This window comes from Cedecea colo (genome assembly GCF_011808225.1).
Taxonomy (GTDB): Bacteria; Pseudomonadota; Gammaproteobacteria; order Enterobacterales; family Enterobacteriaceae; genus Dryocola; species Dryocola colo.
Genome location: NZ_SOYS01000007.1, coordinates 34,575 through 57,174, shown reverse-complemented (window position 1 = coordinate 57,174; position 22,600 = coordinate 34,575). Strand labels below are relative to the sequence as shown.

The window sequence follows — 22,600 nt, the reverse complement described above, 5'->3', positions numbered from 1 at the left end:
GGGTCGTTTAAAATGAACATGGCCGTGATGATGAAAAGCTATCTTCCAAAAATGATGTTGAGCAGCGGATTGCTTGTAATAAGTGGTTGTTCAAGCGTGATGACCCACACCGGCGGACAAGAAGGTTATTATCCGGGAACTCGCGCCAGCTACAGTATGCTGACCGACAGCAAAACCAGTTGGGGATATAAGCCTTTCGTGGCGATCGATATGCCGTTCACGGCGGCAATGGATACCGTGCTGTTGCCGTGGGATATGTTACGCACCGATAAATCGGTCAAATCCCGGGTAGAAGCCAGCGAGAGCAAAAATTTGGCTACCAATTCCGTTATCCCGCCAGCCCAGTGATCACAAGCCCGTCTGCGTGATAAAAATTTGCCGGAAACCGTTCACATCCTGCATCCACGCGATAGTTTTACCGTCAGGGGAAAAGACTATCGCATCGGCAGACGGCGCGTCAGGACAGAGTGGTGTAAGTGGAATAATTTTCCCGCTCTGCGCATCGCACAATACCACCCGATTCCCGAGCACAAATCCCAGAAATTTTCCGGAAGGATGCCAGTTAAAGGCAGACTGAATGTCCGTTTCCACCTGAGTAAGCCGTTGTGGTTCACCGCCTTCTGGCGAAAGCAGCCACACCTGCACCACACCGTTTTCATCTTTCATCAGGAAAGCCAGTTTGCTGCCGTCGGGATTGCTGCGCACCCAGTGTCGCGGCTGGCTGACCAGTCCCGGGAAGCGGCGCTGATGCGTAAACGTCAGGCGACGTTGTTGTATGCAGGCAGGCGGCGCGGGCAGCGTGGTTCCCGTGCCTTCCAGCGGTTCATTCCCTGCCGTACGCCAGGCGGCTTCGTCATCCGGCAGATCGACAATAAACAGCTCCGGCACTTTTATGCCGCTTTCAGAAAGCGTATCGCCGATAAAGGCCAGCGCCCAGCGTTGCTGGCTACCATCTGGCCTGCGGTAGCCGTTATCGCCCACCCAGCCTTCTTCGTAGGCACGATTGATCTCGTCGCTGCCCGGCTGAGGCGAGGAGGTAGTGCGGCTGACCAGCACGCAGTAATGGCTGCCGTCGTATTCACGCGGATGCTGCTTAGCGATAGTTACCGGACCATAGGGCAGCGCCACACCCACGTTGCGTAAATCCTGCGCCGCATCGTATTCATGCATTACATGATCGTTATAGGTGAAGCTCAGGCGCGTTCCGTCCGGGCTCCAGACGTGCACATGGCTGCCGCCGCGCAAAGCGCCAGGCGTAAACGGCGCGGTGATATCCATCGCATCCAGATTGCTTGCCGTTCCGTTTTCCACCACCACGCCACGACGATGATGAAAGTCGTACCGCCAGTTTTCATCAGGATTTTCCGGGCCGTGGATAAAAACATAGCGGTCAGGCGCCTGCGGGTTTACCGTCACCACACCCACATGCGCACCCGCCGAAGCCTGATAAATCACTTCGACTTCACCTGAAGCGACATTCACACGTTCGATAGTTTTACTGCTAAAGGAAGCGCCGGAAGGGCGAACATCAAAGGCTATCCACTGGCCGTCCGGCGTCCAGACGTTGATGTTGGTGAGCTGGTGATGGCGTGGTGCGCAGGTAAGTTGTTGCATGAGGATGATACCCTGAAGCGTTAGACGCCTCAGGGTAAAAGATTTACGCAATAAAGACTATCAGGGAACCGGCGTAACCAGCGGTTTACCCGCAAACCAGGCGTGAACGTTCTCCAGCACCAGTCGCGACATCTCCCGGCGGGTCTCCCAGGTGGCGCTGGCCATATGCGGAGTAATGATAACGTTATCACGCCCCTGCAATCTGGCAGGCACGTTTGGCTCATCCGCAAAGACATCCAGCCCGGCACCGGCGATCGCGTTATTTTCCAGCGCGGCGAGCAGCGCCTCCTCGTCCACCACGCTGCCGCGCGAGATGTTAATTAACATTCCCTGCGGCCCAAGCGCGTCCAGCACCGGGCCATTAACCAGCGCTTTAGTGCCCGCTCCACCCGGCGCACAAATCATCAGAAAATCGCTCTGCTGCGCCAGCTCCCGCAGGTCGGCCACGTGCTGCCACGGTAGATCGCCACGTATATTACGGCCGGTATAGGCGATCTGCATATTGAAGGCGCTGGCGCGATGGGCGATAGCCTGGCCAATACGGCCCATGCCGATAATACCGAGACGAGCGCCGGAGACTTTGCGTGTCCACTGGAAGCCACCACGCTGCCAGTCGCCCTGCTCAATAAACTTCTGCGCCGCCACGATTTTACGTGACGTCGCCAGCATTAGGCCAATGGCCAGATCGGCCACGTCATCCGTAAGCACGCCTGGCGTATGGGTGACCGCCACGCCACGATCGCGGGCGGCTGCCACATCCACGCCGTCATAGCCGACACCAAAGACGGCAATCAGCTTTAATGACGGTAAGGAGGTGATGAAATCGCGTGTTACCACCGCTTCGCCGTTGGTGATCACCACCGTGATTCCCTCAGCGATGGAGGCAAGTTCAGCCGCCGAAAGGGCCGCCAGCTCATACAGGTCATAATGTTCACGCAGTTCCGCTGTGAGAGCATCCGGTAAACCGGCCTGTTTCAGCACTTTTTGTTTCATAACTTTCCCCAAATTAAGAGAGACGAGAGGCGGCGTTCTTAGCTGCCCCAGGCTGGGTCGGACGCGATACCAGAATTCCCACAATGCCGCCAATAATGAGCGCAACGGCTACAATTAGCAGCCCGTAGTGATAGCTGTTGGTAGCATCTTTAATTTTGCCGAGCAGCGGCGGTAATCCGAGGCCCACAAAGTTAGCGATGGTATTGATAAAGGCGATGGAAGCCGCCGCCGCGACACCTGCCAGTTTCTCCGTAGTCACCGCCCAGAAAATAGGAGTGAGCGCGAAGTTAAATCCGACCGTCAGTACCAGCAGGATGTAGGCCAGCAGCAGATTGCTGGAGTAGATAGCAACGGCAAGCGACAGGCCGGAGAGGATAAGCGGCAGCCCCAGATGCCAGGAACGCTCGTTGGTAGTATCGGAGTGGCGGCCATTCAGGTACATAAAGAGGCAGGCAAAAATAAATGGCACCGCAGCAAGCAGGCTCACCACGAAATTACTCTGTTCTGTAGCCATGCTCTTAATAATGAGCGGCAGGAAAAGGGTGATACCGATTGAGCCAAACGCCTGCAGGAACCAGACAAGACTGAGCAGCAGCACCGTTTTATTTTTCAGCGCGCTGTACCAGTTGTGGTTGGTGCCCACCTCCACGCCAGCGTTATCCCGTTCAAGCTGCCTTTTCAGCCATCCTTTCTGCTCCGGCGTCAGCCAGGCGGCATGATCCGGCGTTTGTGGCAGACGCCACAGCACCAGCACGCCCAGCGCGATAGCCGGAATTCCCTCCAGCGCGAACAGCCAGCGCCAGCCGGCGATATCGGCAATGCCATGCATATTCAGGATAGAGCCGGAAAGCGGCAGACCAATGATGGACGCCATAACCGAGCCCATATAAAAGAAGGACATCGCTCGTGCACGGTTACTTTTTGGGAACCAGCAGGAAATGTAATAGATGATGCCCGGCGTAAAGCCCGCCTCGGCCATCCCCAGTAAAAAACGCATAACATAAAGCTGGGTAGGGGTGTGCACCAGCGACATCCCGGCGCTGACAATACCCCAGGTAATCATAATTCTCGCAATCCACAGCCGCGCTCCGACGCGTGTCATAATAACGTTGCTGGGGATTTCGAAAATAATATAAGAGATATAGAACATGCCAACGCCAAGGCCGTACATACTGGCGCTCAGCCCCAGGTCGGCATTCATTTGTAACGCTGCGATGGAGATATTGGTTTTATCTAAATTTGCCACAAAATAGCAGATAATAATAAAAGGTATTATTTTCGCATTTAACTGGCGCAGAGTTGTAGAGTACAGATCGGTATTCATAAAAGAATCCTCACCTTTTGGTATAAAGGAAGTACTTCGGTTTATATTTTTTTGAAATTTATCAGCAGGTATTTACCATTCTGCAACGACACCGTCCGGATAACGCCATAATGGGTTGCGCCAGTCGGTGACGTTTTTACTGCGTTCAATAACCTGCTCTTCATCAATTTCCACGCCGAGGCCTGGCTTCATTAATGGCAGGAAGTGGCCGCCATCCATTTTGAAGTCGTCTTTGTTTTTCACAAAATCGAGCAGTTCGGCACCTTTATTATAATGGATGCCCATACTCTGCTCCTGGAATACGGCGTTGCGGGAAACAAAGTCGATGTGCAGACAGGCGGCAAGCGCAATCGGCCCAAGCGGACAGTGCGGCGCAAGAGCAACGTCATAAGCCTCTGCCATACCGGCGATTTTATAGCATTCGGTGATGCCGCCTGCGTGGGAAAGGTCGGGCTGAAGAATAGCCAGACCGCCGGCTTCCAGTACGCGTTTGAACTCAAAGCGCGAGAACATGCGTTCACCCGCAGCGATAGGAATATGGGTCTGTGCGGCCAGGCGCGGATAGTATTCAGCCTGTTCCGCCAGCACCGGCTCCTCAATAAACAGCGGACGGTACTGCTCCAGCTCTTTGATCAGCACTTTCGCCATTGGCGCACTAACGCGGCCGTGGAAATCCAGGCCGAATTCGATTTCGCTACCGAACGCTTCGCGAATCTGAGCAACGGTATTTACGGCGGCATCAACTTTACGGGAGTTATCAATAACGCCCATTTCTTCGCAGCCGTTTAATTTAAAAGTATCAAAACCAATATTACGCAGGGATTTAATACCGTCGATAACTTCTGCCGGACGGTCGCCGCCAACCCAGCTATAGGCTTTAATTTTATCGCGAACCAGCCCGCCCATTAATTGCCATACGGGAGCATTCAGAACCTTACCTTTAATATCCCACAACGCCTGATCGATACCGGCAATCGCACTCATTAAAATTGGGCCACCGCGATAAAAACCGCCGCGATACATTATCTGCCATAAGTCATTAATACGCGCAGGATCCTGACCAATTAAATATTCGCTTAATTCGTGTACTGCGGCTTCAACGCTTTTAGCCCGCCCTTCAATCACCGGCTCGCCCCAGCCAACAATGCCTTCATCGGTTTCAATTTTCAGGAACATCCAGCGTGGGGGTAAACGCCAGGTCGTAAGCTTAGTGATTTTCATGATTGCACTGCCTCTTGATACGCGTTAACAAATGCTTTTGCTTTCTCGATGGTGCGTTCGATGGGTTGACCCGCACGGTATAAATCGCTGCCAAGCCCGGCGCCAGCACAACCGGCTTTTAGCCAGAGCGCCAGGTTTTCAGGCGTGACGCCGCCCACGGCAAACACGGGAACGTCAGCGGGCAATACGGCTTTCAGGGCTTTGATGTAGTCCGGGCCAAATGAAGAAGAAGGGAAAATTTTCAGCGCCTGTGCGCCCGCGTCCAGCGCGGTAAATGCTTCAGAAGCCGTGGCGCAGCCTGCGCATACCGTCATGCCGTTTGCGACCGCCCGGCGAATCACTTCCGGCTGCGTATTAGGTGTGACGACCAGTTTACCGCCCATTCCGGCCAGTGCATCCACCTGCTCCGGCTTGAGCACCGTTCCGGCGCCGATCAGCGCCCGGCTGCCAAATTCAAGTACCATCGCCGGAATGCTTAGCTGCCAGTTCGGCGAGTTAAGAGGGATTTCAATCGCATCAAATCCCGCATCCAGCAGCGCCGCTATGTGCTCATGCGCTTCGTCGGGCGTGATACCGCGTAAAATTGCGATTAAGGGAAGGTCAGTTTGCCACTGCATTTGCAATACTCCTTATTCCTGCCTGGAATGCCTCGTCGCCTTCCAGTACGCTCGCCTGGAAGCCCAGTAACGACAGCGCCAGGGCATAGCGCTGGCTTAACGATGGACCGGCAACAAGGGTGACGGGCCGTTGGGGACTTAATGCGTAATGGCGGGTCATGGTTGCCACTTCGTTACCAATCAACAGCCCGGAAAGAAAATCGCTCACTTCGCTACGGGGCAACTCGCCCAGAACATGCGCTGCCCGTACTTCAAATAAACGAGGAAGCAAAGCGTTATCGTTAACTCCGCGCTCAAGCCCGGCGGAGAAAGCGCTCTGGCTGGCCTGCTGTTCTGGCAGGCCTGCGCCTACCAGCGAGTGACTGAGCAGGATATGGTGTAGCTCACCGGTCATCACCGTGCGGAAATCCTGCACCGTGCGATCGTCAGCCTGTACCCATTTGCAGTGGGTGCCCGGCATAATATAAAGCGGCGCCGGGCTGAGGGATTTCGCGCCAAGAAGCTGCGTTTCTTCGCCGCGCATGACGTTGCAGTTATCGTCGCTGCGCACGCTCAGGCCGGGAATAATCCAGACATTGTCCAGCACCGGCGTAAGCTGCTGGCTGAAGCTGGCGAAGGGCGCCGGGCAGGGCAGATAAGGGGCAATTTTCCAGCCGGCGTTACTGCCCACCATGCCGGCCATCAATACCGGCGTATTTTCATTGCGCCAGCCCGCAGTGATTTCATCAAACACCGCCTGCGGGGATCTGCCGTTCAGCCGGGTCACCCCAGCCGCGGCTTGTCGACTGTCAACGCAAACACCGTGCTGGTAATGCCAGGCGCGAAGGTTGGTCGATCCCCAGTCAATAGCGATGTAGCCTGATATCATGTGATGTCCTTTAGTCGTTTGGTGGAGCTGGCGATCATGGTCTGCGCCGCCTGCTCCGCAGCCTGGCTGTCCTGATGGCGTATCGCATCAAACAGCGCTTTATGTTCCTGCAACGTCTTCGGCATGTTGGCTTCATCGCCCATCCACGTGCGTTCAAAGACGGCACGCTGGAGCGAACTTATCGCCACGCTTAACTGCTGCAGGACGGGGTTATGCACCGACTCCAGCACCGCCTCGTGATAGCGGATATCCGCTTCGTTAAAGGCGTCCCGATCCTGGTTATGCGCCACCATGTCGTTCAGCGCTGCTTCAATTTTTGCCAGATCGCTTGAGGTAGCGCGTTCCGCTGCCCAGCGGGCAATTGCCGGTTCAACCAGCTTACGCACTTCACTCATCGCGCTAATCAGGCGCGGGTCGTAATCGTTTTCCAGCACCCATTGCAGCACCTCGGTATCAAGGTAATTCCACTGATTGCGCGGGACAACAAACGCGCCACGGTAACGTTTCATCTCAATCAGGCGCTTCGCCATCAGCGAGCGATAAACTTCCCGGATGATGTTGCGCGACGTTTCAAACTCATCGCATAGCTCAGCTTCCGCCGGAAGTGCCGCGCCGGGCGCATATTTGCCGCCAACGATCTGTTTGCCCAGCGTCACGATAATACGGTCGGTCTTCGTCATGATTATTCCTGTCATAAGAGTGGAAATAACCACTACTTTACCGTGAGCGCTGAAAATCACCGCTATTTAGCAGTACAAATATGAGACGTATAGCGTTGTCGATGCACACAATGTAGTACAACAAATATAGGTTGTACTACAATCTGGATCACAAAATGGGCAATGGCGCGTAGAAAGGGATAAAAAAACCCCGGCTGCTCGCCAGGGTTAATGATGACCGGGAAGGGAACTCAGTTCAAAACAAACTTCTCAATGGCATACGCCACGCCGTCTTCAAGGTTGGATTTGGTGATGAAGTTGCTGACTTCTTTTACTTTGTCGATAGCGTTGCCCATCGCCACGCCCATACCGGCGTATTCCAGCATCGCAATATCGTTTTCCTGATCGCCCAGCGTCATTACCTCTTCCTGTCTGATGCCCAGCGCTTCAGCCAGCGCCTTCACGCCCGTGCCTTTATTCACACGTTTGTCGAGGATCTCAAGGAAGTAAGGCGAGCTTTTCAGCAGCGTATAACGCTCATGGACTTCATCCGGGATTCTGGCGATAGCTTTATCCAGAATCACCGGATCGTCGATCATCATTACTTTCAGGTACTGCCCGTTTTTATCCATGTTTTCCGGCTCGCAGAATACCAGCGGGATATTGGCGATAAAGGATTCGTGGACGGTGTAATAGCTGATATCACGGTTGGCGGTATAAAGCGTGTGGCGATCGAGCGCGTGGAAGTGGGAACCCACCTCACGGGAAGTCTGTTCCAGATAACGGTAGTCATCATAGCTCAGGGCGGTTTGCGCAACGGTACTGCCGTCGTGCGCTTTCTGTACCAGCGCGCCGTTATAGGTAATGCAGTAGTCGTTTGGCTTATCCATGTGCAGCTCTTTAAGGTAATTCTCGACGCCAGCAAAAGGACGCCCGGTGCACAGCACTACGTTTACGCCACGCTCGCGAGCGGCGGCAATGGCGTTTTTAACAGCCGGGGAAATGGTGTGATCCGGCAGCAGAAGGGTGCCGTCCATATCAATCGCAATCAGTTTTATAGGCATGGTATTTTCTGAGGTAATGAGTTTATTTCATGCTAACGCGATTCCGCGCACAAAAATAGAGCTACGTTTCCTCTGAAACAGGCCCCTTTTCGATAAGAAACGCCACCCGCAGGTGGCGTCAGAGATTGCTGACAAAGAAGGAAAAAGCGTGGTTTTTCCTTCTTTGTGGTTAACGGATTAAAATCAATGCGTTGATTTTGCTGTTAATTTTAGGGTGACATTTTTCAGAACTTCATAAGCTATGAGGTTTGTCATCAGTCTGAAACGCCACCCGCAGGTGGCGTTATTGACTAGCTGAAGAATTTATCCCGCAATAAGTGATAACCTCTGGTCAGCAGATCCTCATCGTCATGCTTAACCTCGCCTTCGGGCGAAAGGGCATCGACAATTTTTGGAAATTGCTCGGACAGCAGTATTGCAGCACTTCCCACATCAATACCGAGTTTCTCAGCAAGGTTGCTGATTGCCGGCGTGCCCAGCACATCCTGTACCTGTTCAGGATTAACGCTTTGGTTGTGCGCGCCGCTCAGCCACGAGGTAACAACCTCGCCAAAGCCTTTTTGCCGGAACTGCTCAAGTATTGCCTGAATGCCGCCCTGCTCGTTTATCCAGCTAAGGATAATTTTGAATTTTCCAGCATCGCCACTCATCATCATGCCAGTAACCTGATCGAATAGACCCATGATCGTGTCCTCTTGCGATTACGACGTATGCTCTAAAAGTGTATGCCACCGGGGGGATTTAGCGCGGGAAAACAGGGAAAATAGCTGGTGGGCAGGCGCCCACCAGCAGGTACAGATTTAGATATCGATATTCGCCGCTTTCAGGGCGTTTTCTTCAATAAAGGCGCGACGCGGTTCAACGGCATCACCCATCAGGGTAGTGAACAGCTGATCGGCTGCAATCGCATCTTTTACGGTAACGCGCAGCATGCGGCGGCTTTCCGGATCCATGGTGGTTTCCCACAGCTGATCCGGGTTCATCTCGCCCAGACCTTTGTAGCGCTGAATAGAAAGTCCACGACGGGACTCTTTCACCAGCCACTCCAGCGCCTGTTCGAAGCTGGCAATCGGCTGACGACGTTCGCCACGTTCGATAAACGCATCTTCTTCGATAAGGTCACGCAGCTTCTCGCCGAGCGCGCACAGACGGCGGTATTCGCCACCCACCACAAATTCATGCTCCAGCGGGTAGTCGGTATCGACGCCATGGGTACGCACGCGGATGACCGGCTCGAAAATGTTCAGCTCGCGGTTTGCACGCACGATGGAGTTCCAGGTGCTGCCGTGCTGCTCTTTTTCGTTCAGCTGATTCACCAGCGTGGAAACCCAGTCGGCTACTTTGCTTTCATCCGCCAGGTCGGCTTCTGTAAGCGTTGGATGGTAAACCAGGTTGTTCAGCAGGTTGCGCGGGTAGCGGCGCTCCATGCGGCCAATCATTTTCTGAGTGGCGTTGAATTCGGACACCAGTTTTTCCAACGCTTCGCCTGCCAGGGCCGGGGCGTGAGCGTTGGCATGCAGCGTTGCGCCGTCCAGGGCGATGGAGATTTGATACTGATCCATCGCTTCGTCGTCTTTGATGTACTGCTCCTGCTTGCCTTTCTTCACTTTGTAGAGCGGCGGCTGAGCGATGTAGACGTGGCCGCGCTCGACGATTTCCGGCATCTGACGGTAGAAGAAGGTCAGCAGCAGCGTACGGATGTGAGAACCATCGACGTCCGCATCCGTCATGATGATGATGCTGTGGTAGCGCAGCTTGTCCGGGTTGTATTCATCGCGACCGATGCCGCAGCCCAACGCGGTGATAAGCGTGGCCACTTCCTGCGAGGCGAGCATTTTGTCAAAGCGCGCCTTCTCAACGTTGAGGATTTTACCCTTCAGCGGCAGGATCGCCTGGTTCTTACGGTTGCGCCCCTGTTTTGCCGAGCCGCCCGCAGAGTCCCCTTCCACCAGGTACAGTTCGGAGTGTGCCGGGTCGCGTTCCTGACAGTCCGCCAGCTTGCCCGGCAAACCAGCTAAATCCAGCGCGCCTTTACGGCGGGTCATTTCACGGGCGCGGCGCGCCGCTTCACGAGCGCGAGCCGCGTCGATAATTTTGCCGACGACGATTTTCGCGTCACCTGGGTTTTCCAGCAGGTATTCCGCCAGCAGTTCGTTCATCTGCTGCTCAACCGCGGATTTCACTTCTGAGGAGACCAGCTTGTCTTTGGTCTGAGAAGAGAATTTCGGGTCCGGCACTTTTACAGAAACTACCGCAATCAGGCCTTCACGGGCGTCGTCGCCGGTGGCGCTAACTTTTGCTTTTTTGCTGTAGCCTTCTTTATCCATGTACGCGTTCAGGGTACGCGTCATCGCCGCGCGGAAACCTGCCAGGTGAGTACCACCGTCGCGCTGCGGGATGTTGTTGGTAAAGCAGTAGATGTTTTCCTGGAAACCGTCGTTCCACTGCAGCGCCACTTCCACGCCGATGCCGTCTTTTTCCGTGCTGAAATAGAACACGGTTGGATGGATTGGCGTTTTGTTTTTGTTGAGATATTCAACAAATGCGCGGATACCGCCTTCATAGTGGAAATGGTCCTGGCGACCATCGCGTTTGTCGATCAGGCGGATAGATACGCCGGAGTTCAGGAACGACAGCTCGCGCAGGCGTTTTGCCAGAATATCGTATTCAAATTCGATGACGTTGGTGAAGGTTTCGTGGCTTGGCCAGAAACGCACCTGGGTGCCGGTGACATCGGTATCGCCAGTCACTGCCAGCGGCGCCTGCGGCACACCGTGCACGTAAGTCTGCTGATGGATTTTGCCTTCGCGGCGAATCAGCAGCTCCAGTTTCTGGGACAGGGCGTTAACGACCGAAACACCCACACCGTGCAGACCGCCGGAAACTTTATAGGAGTTATCATCGAATTTACCGCCCGCGTGCAGAACGGTCATGATGACTTCGGCTGCGGACACGCCTTCTTCCGGGTGAATACCGGTAGGAATGCCGCGCCCGTCATCCGTTACGGAAACGGAGTTATCGGCATGGATAGTGACAACGATATCTTTACAGTGGCCAGCAAGAGCTTCGTCGATAGCGTTATCCACGACCTCAAATACCATGTGGTGCAGACCGGTGCCGTCGTCCGTATCGCCGATATACATGCCCGGGCGCTTACGTACCGCATCCAGCCCCTTAAGGACTTTGATACTGGAGGAGTCATAAGAATTCGACATCAACGTTTCTCGCTCATTTGTTCTTGGGTTAATCCGCTATTTTACCCTGATCCACGGCGAACATCTTTGAATTTTTGTCCGCCATATCCATTACATGCTCAGCGCTTATCGCGCTGACGAAAACCTGTGATTCCGTGGCCTTTAACCGGCTGGCTAACAGACCGCGACGTGCATCATCAAGTTCAGAGGCAAAATCATCTATCAGATACAGGCAACGCCGCCCGTTCTGTCGGGTGAGAAACTCACCCTGCGCCAGTCTTAAGGCGCACATCAGTAACTTAAGCTGTCCGCGAGACAGGGTGTCCTCAACGGGCGCGCCATCGGCACGAATTCGAAAATCAGCTTTGTGAGGGCCGTGAGCGGTATAGGTCAGCATGCGATCGCGTTCGAAGCTGCGTTCCAGAACCTCACCATAATCACTCTCTTTTTCCCAGCCGCGCTGGAAAGAGAAACTCAGTGAAAACTCCGGTAAAAATTGTGCGCAGGTATCGGCCATGTCATCCGCAATGGCGGCGCTGTATTCAGCGCGCCAGCGGCTGATTTGTTCGGCCAGAGGAATAAGTTCTTTATCCCACGGACGTAGCTGCGCGTAGCGTGTCACCTGGCGCAACGCGGCGTTGCGTTGCTTAAGCAGGCGCTTGAGGTTGCTCCAGGCAACAAAAAAACCGGGTTCGTTATGGAAACAGCCCCAGTCAAGGAAAGCTCTACGGTATTTGGGGCCGCCGTTGAGCAAAGTAAACCCCTCCGGGGTAATCAATTGCATCGGCATCAGCAGCGCCAGTTCCGCCACTTTGTGGCCATCGCTGCCGTCGATGCGTACTTTGCTGTCGCCCGCGCGGTCTTTTGTCAGCCCGACGGAGGTTTCCCTTTCGTCATTCTGTAACCGTCCGTGCAACACAAAAGCGTCCTGTTCGTGGCGAATAACGCGCTCAATTTTCACGCTGCGAAAAGCGCGGCCGTGCCCAAGGGTGTAAATCGCCTCAAGCACGCTGGTTTTACCGCTACCGTTGGCGCCAACCAGGAAGTTAAAGCCGGGGCAGAGCGCCAGATCCGCGTTTTCAATATTGCGAAAATCTTTAATTAACAGCCGGGTGAGCGACATCTACAGTCTCATTGGCATCACAACATAGGCCGCCGCCTGAGAAGCCGCATCTTCAATCTGCACGCTGGAAACGGAGTCGGTCAGCAGGATACGCACGTTTTCGCACTTCAGCGCGTTGAGCACGTCCAGCACGTAGCTAACGTTAAAGCCGATTTCCAAATCAGCGCCGTCGTAGGAAACGTCCAGAATTTCTTCTGCTTCTTCCTGCTCCGGGTTGTTAGCGGTGATTTTTATCTGGTTCTGGCTGACATACAGGCGCACGCCGCGGAATTTTTCATTCGAGAGGATCGCCGCACGGGCAAACGCCTGCTTGAGCAGATCGCAGCCGGCATCAAGGTGTTTATCCGGGTTCTTCGGCAATACGCGGCGATAATCCGGGAACCGCCCATCAACCAGCTTGGAGGTGAAGATGAAATCACCGACGTGCGCACGAATATTATTGCTGCCGATTTGCACGCGCAGCGGCGTATCGCCGCCGTCCAGCATACGCATCAGCTCAATCACGCCTTTACGCGGCACGATCACCGAATGGTTTGGCAGCGCCTGACCAATCGGCATGGAGCAAACCGCCAGACGGTGGCCGTCGGTCGCCACCGTACGCAGCTCTTCCCCTTCGGTTTCAAACAGCATGCCGTTGAGGTAATAACGCACGTCCTGATGCGCCATAGAAAACTGCGTGGCTTCGATCAGGCGTTTCATGGTCGCCTGTGGGAGCGTGAATTCCACTTCGCTCTGCCAGTCGTCCAGGTTCGGAAAATCTGCCGCCGGCAAGGTGGACAGCGAGAAACGGCTGCGCCCGGAGCGCACCAGCATGCGGTCGCCCTCAAGCTGTACGGCGATTTCCGCGCCCTCCGGCAGGCCACGGCAAATGTCGAAGAATTTGCGGGCGGGCACGGTGGTTGCGCCCGGCTCATGCGGCTGCACCAGCGCCACGCGCGCGACCATCTCCATTTCCAGATCGGTTCCGGTTAATGAGAGCGCGCCCTCCGCGACTTGCAACAGCAGGTTGCCGAGAATCGGTAACGTTGGACGGCCACCCAGCGGGCCACTCACCTGTTGCAGCGGTTTTAATAAAGTTTCACGTTCAACGGTAAATTTCATAGCGTCACGAAGATAATGTTCTGATTAGGTTGGAGAAATCTTCTTTGATGTCGTGGCTTTCTTCACGCAACTGTTCGATTTTACGGCAGGCGTGCAGCACGGTGGTATGGTCGCGGCCACCAAAGGCATCACCGATTTCCGGCAGGCTATGGTTCGTCAGCTCTTTCGCCAGCGCCATCGCCATCTGACGCGGGCGGGCAACGGAGCGTGAGCGACGTTTGGAAAGCAGATCGGCAATCTTAATTTTATAATACTCGGCCACCGTTTTCTGAATATTGTCGATGGTGACGAGCTTCTCCTGCAGCGCCAGCAGATCGCGCAGCGCTTCACGCACGAAGTCGATGGTAATCGCACGCCCGGTAAAATTGGCGTTAGCGATCACACGGTTCAGTGCCCCTTCCAGCTCGCGTACGTTGGAGCGAAGGCGCTTGGCAATAAAGAAGGCCACTTCGCCCGGCAGACGAATATCATTCTCGTCGGCTTTTTTCATCAGGATCGCCACGCGGGTTTCTAACTCTGGCGGTTCGATCGCCACGGTCAGCCCCCAGCCGAAGCGGGATTTCAGACGATCCTCAACGCCGTTGATCTCTTTCGGATAACGATCCGAGGTGAGAATGATCTGTTGGTTACCTTCCAGCAGGGCGTTGAAGGTATGGAAGAATTCTTCCTGTGAACGTTCTTTATTGGCAAAAAACTGAATGTCATCGATAAGCAGCGCATCCACCGAGCGGTAGTAACGCTTGAACTCTTCAATCGCATTATTTTGCAGGGCCTTAACCATGTCCTGAACGAAGCGCTCGGAATGCATGTATACCACTTTAGCATTCGGTTTACGGGCGATGATGCCGTTCCCCACCGCGTGTAACAGGTGAGTTTTACCTAAGCCGGTTCCGCCATAAAGGAAGAGAGGGTTATACGCGCCGCCTGGGTTATCGGCCACCTGACGAGCCGCCGCGCGGGCCAGCTGGTTTGACTTACCTTCAACGAAGTTATCAAAGGTATGCTTCAGGTTAACGTTAGAACGGTAAGACTGCGCTGCGGGCGCCGGGAGATTGTCCCAGCTTGGACGCATCGGCGCTGCCGCTCGTGCCGTTTGCGCAGGGGCAGCGGTAGCAACGGCCTGCTGATTCAGGGTCTGGCTGACGGGCTTGCTGCCGACTTCAAAGCGCAGCAATGGCGCATCGGTGCCGCAAAAATCATTGAGCAATCCGTTGATATTATTGAGGTACTTATCCCTTACCCAATCGAGCACAAACCGGTTTGGCGCATAAAGGGCCAGCGTGTTATCACTCAGTTCCGCCTGTAGGGGGCGTATCCACATACTGAATTCTGTGGCTGGTAACTCATCCTGCAATCGGGCAAGACACTGCTGCCAAAGCGAAAGTGACACGGCGGACTCCACTCGAACAAAGTCGATAAAAAGACGAAGACTGAAAGTTTTACATTCATGATTGTTGACACACGCCGACTCTCCCGCATGGGATCCCGGTACGGGAAGCGTGCGAACCGCTATCTGCGGTTTACCCTCAAGGTGAACGATCTCGGATCACGATCGGGACCGCGGATCATAGCCTAAAGCGCGCCAGAGATCTTCTGTTTCTCACAGTTTCTTCCCGATTTATCCACAGGACAGTTTTGAGCTGTCTAAGTGTAAACGATCCTGGCGGGCGTGCCGCTGTTTACGCTCTCATATTGACAAATTTCATGCCCGCCGCAAAAAATTGGCTTAATAGATCTAACGAAGATCCCCGACGATCCTTGCGCTTTAATCGGCAGGCCGTATAATTCCCCACCCGTCGCGTATCGTCACTGTGTTTGCCCTCTCAGATCCCGGACATTTTTAGGGTCAGAAAAGGGATTCAGGCGCGGGAAATAAGGAAAGAGAATTGACTCCGGAGTGTACAATTATTACAATCCGGCCTCTTTAATCAGCCACACTGAGGCGTAAGCCATCTGCAGGTTCTGCAGGGCATTATGCTAACCCAGTGAAATTTATCCAAGTTTAGGTAGAAATCGCCATGAAACGCACTTTTCAACCGTCCGTACTGAAGCGCAACCGTTCTCACGGCTTCCGTGCTCGTATGGCAACTAAAAATGGTCGTCAGGTTCTGGCACGTCGTCGTGCTAAAGGCCGTTCTCGTCTGACCGTTTCTAAGTAATAAAAGCTAACCCCTGAGTGGTTAAGCTCGCATTTCCCAGGGAGTTACGCTTGTTAACTCCCACTCATTTCACTTTCGTCTTCCAGCAACCTCAAAGAGCCGGCACGCCGCAAATCACCATCCTCGGCCGCCTGAACTCGCTGGGGCATCCCCGCATCGGTCTTACAGTCGCTAAAAAAAATGTCAAACGCGCGCATGAACGCAATCGGATTAAACGTCTGACGCGTGAAAGCTTTCGTTTGCGTCAGCACGAACTGCCTGCAATGGATTTCGTGGTAGTGGCTAAGAAAGGCGTGGGTGACCTGGATAACCGGGCTTTATCGGAAGCATTGGAAAAATTATGGCGCCGTCACTGTCGCCTGTCTCACGGCTCCTGATTGGCCTGATAAAGGTCTATCAGCGCCTTATAAGCCCGCTTCTTGGGCCGCATTGCCGTTTCACGCCGACCTGTTCTCACTACGGAATTGAGGCATTGCGCAGGTTTGGGGTGCTAAAAGGCAGTTGGTTGACGGTGAAACGCGTATTAAAATGCCACCCTTTAAACCCCGGGGGAGACGATCCCGTCCCACCTGGACCAATTGATACCAGAGAACACTAACGATGGATTCGCAACGCAATCTCTTTCTCATCGCTTTGTTGTTCGTGTCTTTCATGATCTGGCAAGCCTGGGAGCAGGACCACGCTCCGCAACCTCAGGTGCAGCAGACCACGCAGACTACGACTACAGCCACGGGTAATGCCGCAGGCCAGGGCGTGCCGGCCAGTGGCCAGGGAAAAATCATCACGGTTAAAACTGACGTCCTTGAGCTTTCCATCAACACCCGCGGTGGTGATGTTGAGCAGGCGCTGCTGCTGACCTATCCGAAAGAGCTCAAATCAACCGAGCCATTCCAGTTACTGGAAACAACGCCAGAGTTTGTCTATCAGGCACAAAGCGGCCTGACAGGACGTGATGGCCCGGATAACCCAGCGAACGGCCCACGTCCGTTGTATAACGCTGATAGCGATACCTTCGTCATGGCCGATGGCCAGAACGAGCTGGTGATCCCTTTGACCTGGACCGATGCGGCAGGCAACGTCTTCACTAAGTCCTTCACGTTAAAACGCGGTGAGTTTGCGGTGAGCGTGGATTACAACGTGAAGAACACCGGTGGGAAACCGCTGGAACTGGCGACCTTTGGTCAGCTGAAGCAGTCCATCAATCTGCCGTCTCATCGTGATACCGGAAGCAATAACTTTGCGTTGCATACCTTCCGCGGTGCCGCGTACTCCACGCCGGATGCGAAATACGAAAAATATAAATTCGATAACATCGCAGACGGTGAGAACCTGAACATCAATGCCAACAACGGCTGGGTGGCGATGCTGCAGCAGTACTTTGCCACGGCATGGGTTCCACGTAACCAGGGCACCAACAACTTCTACACCACCAAACTGAACAACGACGTGGCGGCTATCGGTTATAAATCCGCGCCGCAGCTGGTTCAGCCAGGCCAGACCGCGCAACTGGGCAGCACCCTGTGGGTTGGTCCGGAAATTCAGGACAAAATGGCAGCCGTGGCGCCACATCTTGACCTGACGGTGGATTACGGCTGGCTGTGGTTTATCTCTCAGCCGCTGTTCAAGCTGCTGAAGTTTATCCATAGCTTTATCGGTAACTGGGGCTTCTCCATTATCGTTATCACCTTTATCGTGCGTGGCATCATGTACCCGCTGACCAAAGCGCAGTACACCTCGATGGCGAAAATGCGTATGTTGCAGCCAAAACTGGCGGCCATGCGTGAGCGTATCGGTGACGACAAGCAGCGTCAGAGTCAGGAAATGATGGCGCTGTACAAAGCTGAGAAGGTTAACCCGCTGGGCGGTTGCCTGCCGCTGGTTATCCAGATGCCAATCTTCCTGGCCTTGTACTATATGCTGATGGGTTCCGTTGAGCTGCGCCACGCGCCGTTCGCCTTGTGGATCCATGACCTGTCCGCACAGGACCCATACTACATCCTGCCGATCCTGATGGGTGCCACGATGTTCTTCATTCAGAAGATGTCGCCAACCACAGTGACCGACCCGATGCAGCAGAAGATCATGACCTTTATGCCGGTCATCTTCACGGTGTTCTTCCTGTGGTTCCCGTCAGGTCTGGTGCTGTACTATATCGTCAGTAACCTGGTGACCATCATTCAGCAGCAGCTTATTTATCGCGGTCTGGAAAAACGTGGCCTGCACAGCCGCGACAAGAAAAAGACCTGATAGCGATTAAATTAAGTTAATGCACACGGAAGGCGGTCAATTGACCGCCTTCTTTTTTTAGAGAGAAATTATGAGCCATAACGAGACAATCGTTGCCCAGGCGACGCCGCCGGGACGTGGTGGGGTCGGTATCCTGCGCGTCTCAGGACTTCATGCCCGCGACGTAGCCCAGGCTATTCTGGGCAAGCTTCCCAAACCCCGCTACGCCGACTACCTGCCGTTTCGCGATAGCGATGAAAGCACCCTCGATCAGGGTATTGCGCTGTGGTTCCCCGGCCCAAACTCCTTTACCGGCGAAGATGTGCTGGAGCTGCAGGGCCACGGCGGCCCGGTCATTCTCGACCTGCTGTTAAAACGCATTCTGGCTATTCCCGGCGTGCGTATCGCGCGTCCAGGCGAGTTCTCTGAGCGCGCCTTCCTTAACGATAAGCTGGATCTGGCGCAGGCCGAAGCCATCGCTGATTTGATTGACGCCAGCTCAGAGCAGGCGGCCCGTTCAGCCTTAAACTCGCTCCAGGGCGCGTTTTCTGCTCGCGTAAATCATCTGGTGGAGGCATTGACGCATCTGCGTATTTACGTTGAGGCTGCGATTGATTTCCCGGATGAAGAAATTGATTTTCTTTCAGACGGCAAAATCGAAGCGCAGCTTAATCAGGTCATTAACGATCTGGACGCCGTGCGGGCCGAAGCGCGCCAGGGAAGCCTGCTGCGCGAAGGGATGAAGGTGGTCATTGCCGGGCGGCCAAACGCCGGAAAATCGAGCCTGCTAAATGCCCTTGCGGGACGTGAAGCAGCGATTGTTACGGATATTGCCGGAACAACGCGCGATGTGCTGCGCGAACACATTCATATCGACGGTATGCCGCTGCATATCATCGATACCGCGGGCCTGCGTGAAGCAAGCGATGAAGTTGAACGCATTGGTATCGAACGCGCCTGGAACGAAATTGAACAGGCCGACCGCGTGCTGTTTATGGTCGATGGCACAACGACCGACGCCACCGACCCGGCGGCAATCTGGCCAGACTTTATCGCCCGCTTGCCGGAGCGTTTGCCGATTACCGTGGTGCGCAACAAAGCGGACGTCACCGGCGAGAAGCTGGGCCTCAGCGATGTGAATGGTCACTCACTTGTACGTCTCTCAGCGCGTACCGGCGAAGGCGTGGATGTGCTGCGCGATCATCTAAAACAGAGCATGGGCTTTGAAACCAATATGGAAGGCGGTTTCCTGGCGCGCCGTCGTCACTTACAGGCGCTGGAACAGGCGGCTACGCATCTTCAGCAGGGTAAAGCCCAGCTTCTTGGCGCATGGGCCGGGGAATTACTGGCGGAAGAGCTGCGTCTTTCACAGCAGAGCCTGAGCGAAATCACCGGGGAGTTTACCTCTGATGATTTACTGGGCCGGATTTTCTCCAGCTTCTGTATCGGCAAGTAAGCCAAAAAAGTAAGCATGTACTCACTTTTCAGCCGTCCCGCAATGCATCCGCGTTGCGGGATTTTTTTCGCATAACCAGCGCGTCAGTCATTCATAAAACAAATACCAGGCTGACTTTTATAACCTCAGGCCGTGCGTTTAGCGGGTAAAAATCCTACAATCGAGCATACAGTCCCTGTGACCATTATCATGGAGCGAAAAATGGCAACGCATTTTGCACGATGGACAATCAACCCAGCCTGCCCGTTCTCATCCCGTCTGGATGAAGAGTGTCTTAGCTACGCACGAAGCCTTTCGGAACGTCGCCGCGCGCGCTTTCTGGCCTCCCGTACGCTGCTGGCCGAACTCCTCTTTATGCTGTATGGCATAAAGCAGTTACCCAAAATCGTCACTACCGTGGCGGGAAGGCCGCATTTTGCCGATCGCACGCTTGCGGATTTCAGCATCGCTTATGCCGGGAATAGCGTGGGCGTTCTGGTAACAACGGAGGGACGATGCGGTCTTGATATAGAGCTGCCGTGTTCGTTTGGCGCGCTTCCTTCGACTCTCCCTGCGCCCGCTTTCAGCAGCAACGAATCCATCTGGATAAACAACCAGAACGATCCCATTGAAGCTCGCGCCCAGCTGCGTGCGCTGCGCCAGAGCGTATTTAAGGTTACCGGCAGCGATGAAGCGCTACAGCTCATCCCCGGTGCTGGCCGCTTACGCGTTATGAACCAAACGCATATTGAAGCGCTAAGCGATGTGGAAGACTTCCTGATCTGGGCCTGTACCGTTTCACCCGCGATTGAGAAGCTAAGCCTGTGGGAGTTTGCCGATCCGCAGGAATGGCGCAGCTTGAAAGACGTTCCGTCTCGCCGTAGCGATCCGGACGGACGCATCATACGCTTTACCAGCAAGCCTTATGAAAAAGCCTTATTTTCCGACTGATCTTCCTGAACGCCCTGGCAAAAAGGAGTATTTATGTCCGACACGTTAAAAATAGTTACGTTACTGGGTAGCCTGCGCAAAGGTTCATTCAACGCCATGGTCGCCCGTACGCTGCCGAAAATCGCCCCGGCAGGCATGAGTATTGCGGCACTCCCGACCATCGCAGACATTCCTCTGTACGACGCGGATATGCAGCAGGAAGAAGGTTTCCCGCAGTCCGTAGAAGCCATCGCTGAGCAAATCCGCAGCGCGGATGGCGTGGTCATCGTGACGCCAGAATATAACTACTCGGTGCCGGGTGGCCTGAAGAACGCTATCGACTGGCTATCACGCCTTCCTGAGCAGCCGCTGGCGGGTAAGCCGGTGCTGATTCAAACCAGCTCAATGGGCGCGATTGGCGGCGCTCGCTGCCAGTATCATCTGCGCCAGATTCTGGTCTTCCTCGATGCGATGGTAATGAACAAGCCGGAATTTATGGGCGGGGTTATCCAGAATAAAGTCGATACGCAAACGGGCGAAGTCGTCGATCAGAGCACGCTCGATCATCTTACCGGCCAGTTAACCGCGTTTGGCGATTATATCCAGCGGATAAAAAACTAAGGCAATTATTTCGCTGTAGGGTGGATAAGCGCAAGCGCCATCCACCCTTGCATATGGCGGACGGCGCGTTGCTTACCCGCCTTACAAATTATCGATTAGTCGATAAACGCAATCTTCAGAATGAACAGCAGCGCCACAACAATTACGCACGGGCTGAGTTCACGCCAGCGGCCGGTTCCGAGCTTCATCGCCAGGTACGAGATAAAGCCAAGCGCGATACCTTCGGTGATTGAGAAGCTGAACGGCATCATGACGGCGGTAACAAACGCGGGCACCGCTTCGGTCAGATCGTCCCATTTCACACGCGACAGGCTGGACGTCATCAGTACGCCAACGTAAATCAGCGCGCCAGCGGCGGCATAAGCGGGCACCATGCCAGCCAGCGGCGACAGGAAGATAACCAGCAGGAACAGCAGGCCAACGATAACCGCCGTCAGGCCGGTACGGCCGCCTACGGATACGCCGGAAGAGCTTTCGATATAAGCGGTAACGGAAGATGTACCGATAAACGAACCGGCAACGGAAGAGATGCTGTCGACATACAGCGCCTGCTTCATGCGCGGGAACTTACCTTTTTCATCCGTCAGCCCGGCTTTATCCGTCACACCAATCAGCGTACCGGAAGAGTCGAACAGGTTTACCAGCATGAAAGAGAAGATCACGCCCGCCAGGCCGATATTTAGCGAACCGGCTAAATCTACCTGACCCACAACGGACATTACGCTCGGCGGCGTTGAAACAATGCCGTTGTACTGCACATCGCCCAGCATCCAGCCCAGCAGCGTAGTCACCACGATGGAAACCAGCACGGCGGCATGAATGTTACGGGAAGCCAGAATCGCGATGATAAAGAAGCCCAGCGCGCCCAGCAGCACGCTGTGCGAAGTCAGGTTGCCGATGCTCACCAGGGTGTCTTTGTTCGCCACGATGATACCGGCGTTTTTCAGGCCCATCATGCCGATAAACAGACCGATACCGCTGGTGATGCCCACACGCAGGCTCACGGGAATATTAGCAATCATCCAGTAGCGCACGCGGAAAATGGTCAGCAGCAGCAGGCCGACGGCACCCCAGAAGATAGCTCCCATGCCTACTTGCCAGGACAGGCCCATCGCACCAACGACCACAAAGGCGAAGAAGGCGTTCAGGCCCATTGCCGGCGCGAGGGCAACCGGCAGGTTGGCGAAAATGCCCATCAGGATGCTCCCCAATGCGGCAATTAAGCAGGTGGTGACGAAGACTGCCTGGGTATCCATACCGGCGGCACCAAGGATCTGCGGGTTGACGAAGATGATATATACCATCGTCAGGAAGGTTGTGAGACCGGCGATCGCTTCGGTGCGTACCGTGGTGCCGTGCTCGCGCAGTTTAAACACGCGCTCAAGCAGCCCCGGATTTGCAGCCGGAGTAGATTGTGGTTGGCTCATTAGTCTTGTTTCCGAACATGAGAG

At 54.6% G+C, this 22,600-nt stretch carries 23 protein-coding genes; 9 read left to right on the top strand and 14 right to left on the bottom strand.

What is annotated here, in order from left to right:
- Nucleotides 1–27: 27 nt before the first annotated feature.
- The gene (locus E2L00_RS14885) at nt 28–348 is read left to right on the top strand and encodes a YceK/YidQ family lipoprotein (protein WP_201279448.1); all 321 of its coding nucleotides are present in this window, start codon (nt 28–30) and stop codon (nt 346–348) included.
- Here the strand turns inward: E2L00_RS14885 and E2L00_RS14880 are convergent, their stop codons facing one another.
- From E2L00_RS14880 to dnaA, 13 genes are all read right to left on the bottom strand, one after another.
- On the bottom strand, nt 349–1,614 hold the full coding sequence (locus tag E2L00_RS14880; protein ID WP_167612970.1) for a YidR family protein: 1,266 nt from the start codon (nt 1,612–1,614) through the stop codon (nt 349–351).
- Nucleotides 1,615–1,674: 60 nt separating this feature from the next.
- Entirely contained in the window at nt 1,675–2,607 is a 933-nt protein-coding gene (locus tag E2L00_RS14875) for a 2-hydroxyacid dehydrogenase (RefSeq protein WP_167612968.1), read from the bottom strand.
- Between the two features lie 13 nt (nt 2,608–2,620).
- Complete coding sequence (locus E2L00_RS14870; protein WP_167612966.1) at nt 2,621–3,931, bottom strand: MFS transporter; 1,311 nt, start codon at nt 3,929–3,931, stop codon at nt 2,621–2,623.
- A gap of 72 nt (nt 3,932–4,003) precedes the next feature.
- Nucleotides 4,004–5,152: a galactonate dehydratase gene (dgoD, locus tag E2L00_RS14865; protein WP_167612964.1), complete on the bottom strand. Its 1,149-nt coding sequence runs from the start codon at nt 5,150–5,152 to the stop codon at nt 4,004–4,006.
- A complete protein-coding gene (locus E2L00_RS14860; RefSeq protein ID WP_167612962.1) occupies nt 5,149–5,769 on the bottom strand; it encodes a 2-dehydro-3-deoxy-6-phosphogalactonate aldolase in 621 nt (206 codons plus the stop codon). Before E2L00_RS14860 ends, dgoD begins: the two co-directional genes overlap by 4 nt.
- The gene (locus E2L00_RS14855; protein WP_167612960.1) at nt 5,753–6,637 is read right to left on the bottom strand and encodes a 2-dehydro-3-deoxygalactonokinase; all 885 of its coding nucleotides are present in this window, start codon (nt 6,635–6,637) and stop codon (nt 5,753–5,755) included. Before E2L00_RS14855 ends, E2L00_RS14860 begins: the two co-directional genes overlap by 17 nt.
- Complete coding sequence (gene dgoR / locus E2L00_RS14850; RefSeq protein WP_167613263.1) at nt 6,634–7,323, bottom strand: D-galactonate utilization transcriptional regulator DgoR; 690 nt, start codon at nt 7,321–7,323, stop codon at nt 6,634–6,636. The genes E2L00_RS14855 and dgoR overlap by 4 nt, the downstream gene beginning before the upstream one ends.
- Before the next feature lie 224 nt (nt 7,324–7,547).
- Nucleotides 7,548–8,360, bottom strand: coding sequence for a sugar-phosphatase (gene yidA, locus E2L00_RS14845; protein ID WP_167612958.1), 813 nt, complete (start codon nt 8,358–8,360; stop codon nt 7,548–7,550).
- A 290-nt stretch (nt 8,361–8,650) separates the two neighbouring features.
- The gene (locus E2L00_RS14840) at nt 8,651–9,043 is read right to left on the bottom strand and encodes a YidB family protein (RefSeq protein WP_167612956.1); all 393 of its coding nucleotides are present in this window, start codon (nt 9,041–9,043) and stop codon (nt 8,651–8,653) included.
- A 117-nt stretch (nt 9,044–9,160) separates the two neighbouring features.
- Nucleotides 9,161–11,575 (bottom strand): DNA topoisomerase (ATP-hydrolyzing) subunit B, encoded by a 2,415-nt coding sequence (gyrB, locus tag E2L00_RS14835; protein WP_167612954.1) that lies wholly within the window; start codon nt 11,573–11,575, stop codon nt 9,161–9,163.
- Nucleotides 11,576–11,603: 28 nt separating this feature from the next.
- On the bottom strand, nt 11,604–12,677 hold the full coding sequence (recF, locus tag E2L00_RS14830; protein WP_167612952.1) for a DNA replication/repair protein RecF: 1,074 nt from the start codon (nt 12,675–12,677) through the stop codon (nt 11,604–11,606).
- Nucleotides 12,678–13,778 carry a DNA polymerase III subunit beta gene (dnaN, locus tag E2L00_RS14825; protein WP_167612950.1) on the bottom strand — a complete coding sequence of 367 codons (1,101 nt, stop codon included), beginning with the start codon at nt 13,776–13,778 and terminating at the stop codon, nt 12,678–12,680.
- A 4-nt stretch (nt 13,779–13,782) separates the two neighbouring features.
- Nucleotides 13,783–15,168 carry a chromosomal replication initiator protein DnaA gene (dnaA, locus tag E2L00_RS14820; protein ID WP_338031936.1) on the bottom strand — a complete coding sequence of 462 codons (1,386 nt, stop codon included), beginning with the start codon at nt 15,166–15,168 and terminating at the stop codon, nt 13,783–13,785.
- A 314-nt stretch (nt 15,169–15,482) separates the two neighbouring features.
- Here dnaA and E2L00_RS22005 point away from each other — a divergent pair, with 314 nt between their 5' ends.
- From E2L00_RS22005 to E2L00_RS14785, 8 genes are all read left to right on the top strand, one after another.
- The gene (locus E2L00_RS22005) at nt 15,483–15,563 is read left to right on the top strand and encodes a hypothetical protein (RefSeq protein WP_420808858.1); all 81 of its coding nucleotides are present in this window, start codon (nt 15,483–15,485) and stop codon (nt 15,561–15,563) included.
- Between the two features lie 233 nt (nt 15,564–15,796).
- Nucleotides 15,797–15,937, top strand: coding sequence for a 50S ribosomal protein L34 (gene rpmH / locus E2L00_RS14815; RefSeq protein WP_003849659.1), 141 nt, complete (start codon nt 15,797–15,799; stop codon nt 15,935–15,937).
- A 17-nt stretch (nt 15,938–15,954) separates the two neighbouring features.
- The gene (gene rnpA / locus E2L00_RS14810; protein WP_167612948.1) at nt 15,955–16,314 is read left to right on the top strand and encodes a ribonuclease P protein component; all 360 of its coding nucleotides are present in this window, start codon (nt 15,955–15,957) and stop codon (nt 16,312–16,314) included.
- Nucleotides 16,278–16,535, top strand: a complete 258-nt coding sequence (gene yidD / locus E2L00_RS14805) for a membrane protein insertion efficiency factor YidD (RefSeq protein WP_121267534.1) — start codon at nt 16,278–16,280, stop codon at nt 16,533–16,535. Before rnpA ends, yidD begins: the two co-directional genes overlap by 37 nt.
- A 2-nt stretch (nt 16,536–16,537) precedes the next feature.
- The gene (gene yidC, locus E2L00_RS14800; RefSeq protein WP_167612946.1) at nt 16,538–18,184 is read left to right on the top strand and encodes a membrane protein insertase YidC; all 1,647 of its coding nucleotides are present in this window, start codon (nt 16,538–16,540) and stop codon (nt 18,182–18,184) included.
- Between the two features lie 70 nt (nt 18,185–18,254).
- Nucleotides 18,255–19,619 carry a tRNA uridine-5-carboxymethylaminomethyl(34) synthesis GTPase MnmE gene (gene mnmE, locus E2L00_RS14795; protein ID WP_167612944.1) on the top strand — a complete coding sequence of 455 codons (1,365 nt, stop codon included), beginning with the start codon at nt 18,255–18,257 and terminating at the stop codon, nt 19,617–19,619.
- 201 nt (nt 19,620–19,820) lie between these two features.
- Nucleotides 19,821–20,549, top strand: coding sequence for a 4'-phosphopantetheinyl transferase family protein (locus E2L00_RS14790; RefSeq protein WP_167612942.1), 729 nt, complete (start codon nt 19,821–19,823; stop codon nt 20,547–20,549).
- Between the two features lie 33 nt (nt 20,550–20,582).
- Nucleotides 20,583–21,149 carry an NADPH-dependent FMN reductase gene (locus E2L00_RS14785; protein ID WP_167612940.1) on the top strand — a complete coding sequence of 189 codons (567 nt, stop codon included), beginning with the start codon at nt 20,583–20,585 and terminating at the stop codon, nt 21,147–21,149.
- Between the two features lie 95 nt (nt 21,150–21,244).
- On the opposite strand, the gene E2L00_RS14780 is transcribed toward E2L00_RS14785, so the two are convergent.
- Nucleotides 21,245–22,576 carry an NCS2 family permease gene (locus E2L00_RS14780; protein ID WP_167612938.1) on the bottom strand — a complete coding sequence of 444 codons (1,332 nt, stop codon included), beginning with the start codon at nt 22,574–22,576 and terminating at the stop codon, nt 21,245–21,247.
- Nucleotides 22,577–22,600 lie beyond the last annotated feature (24 nt).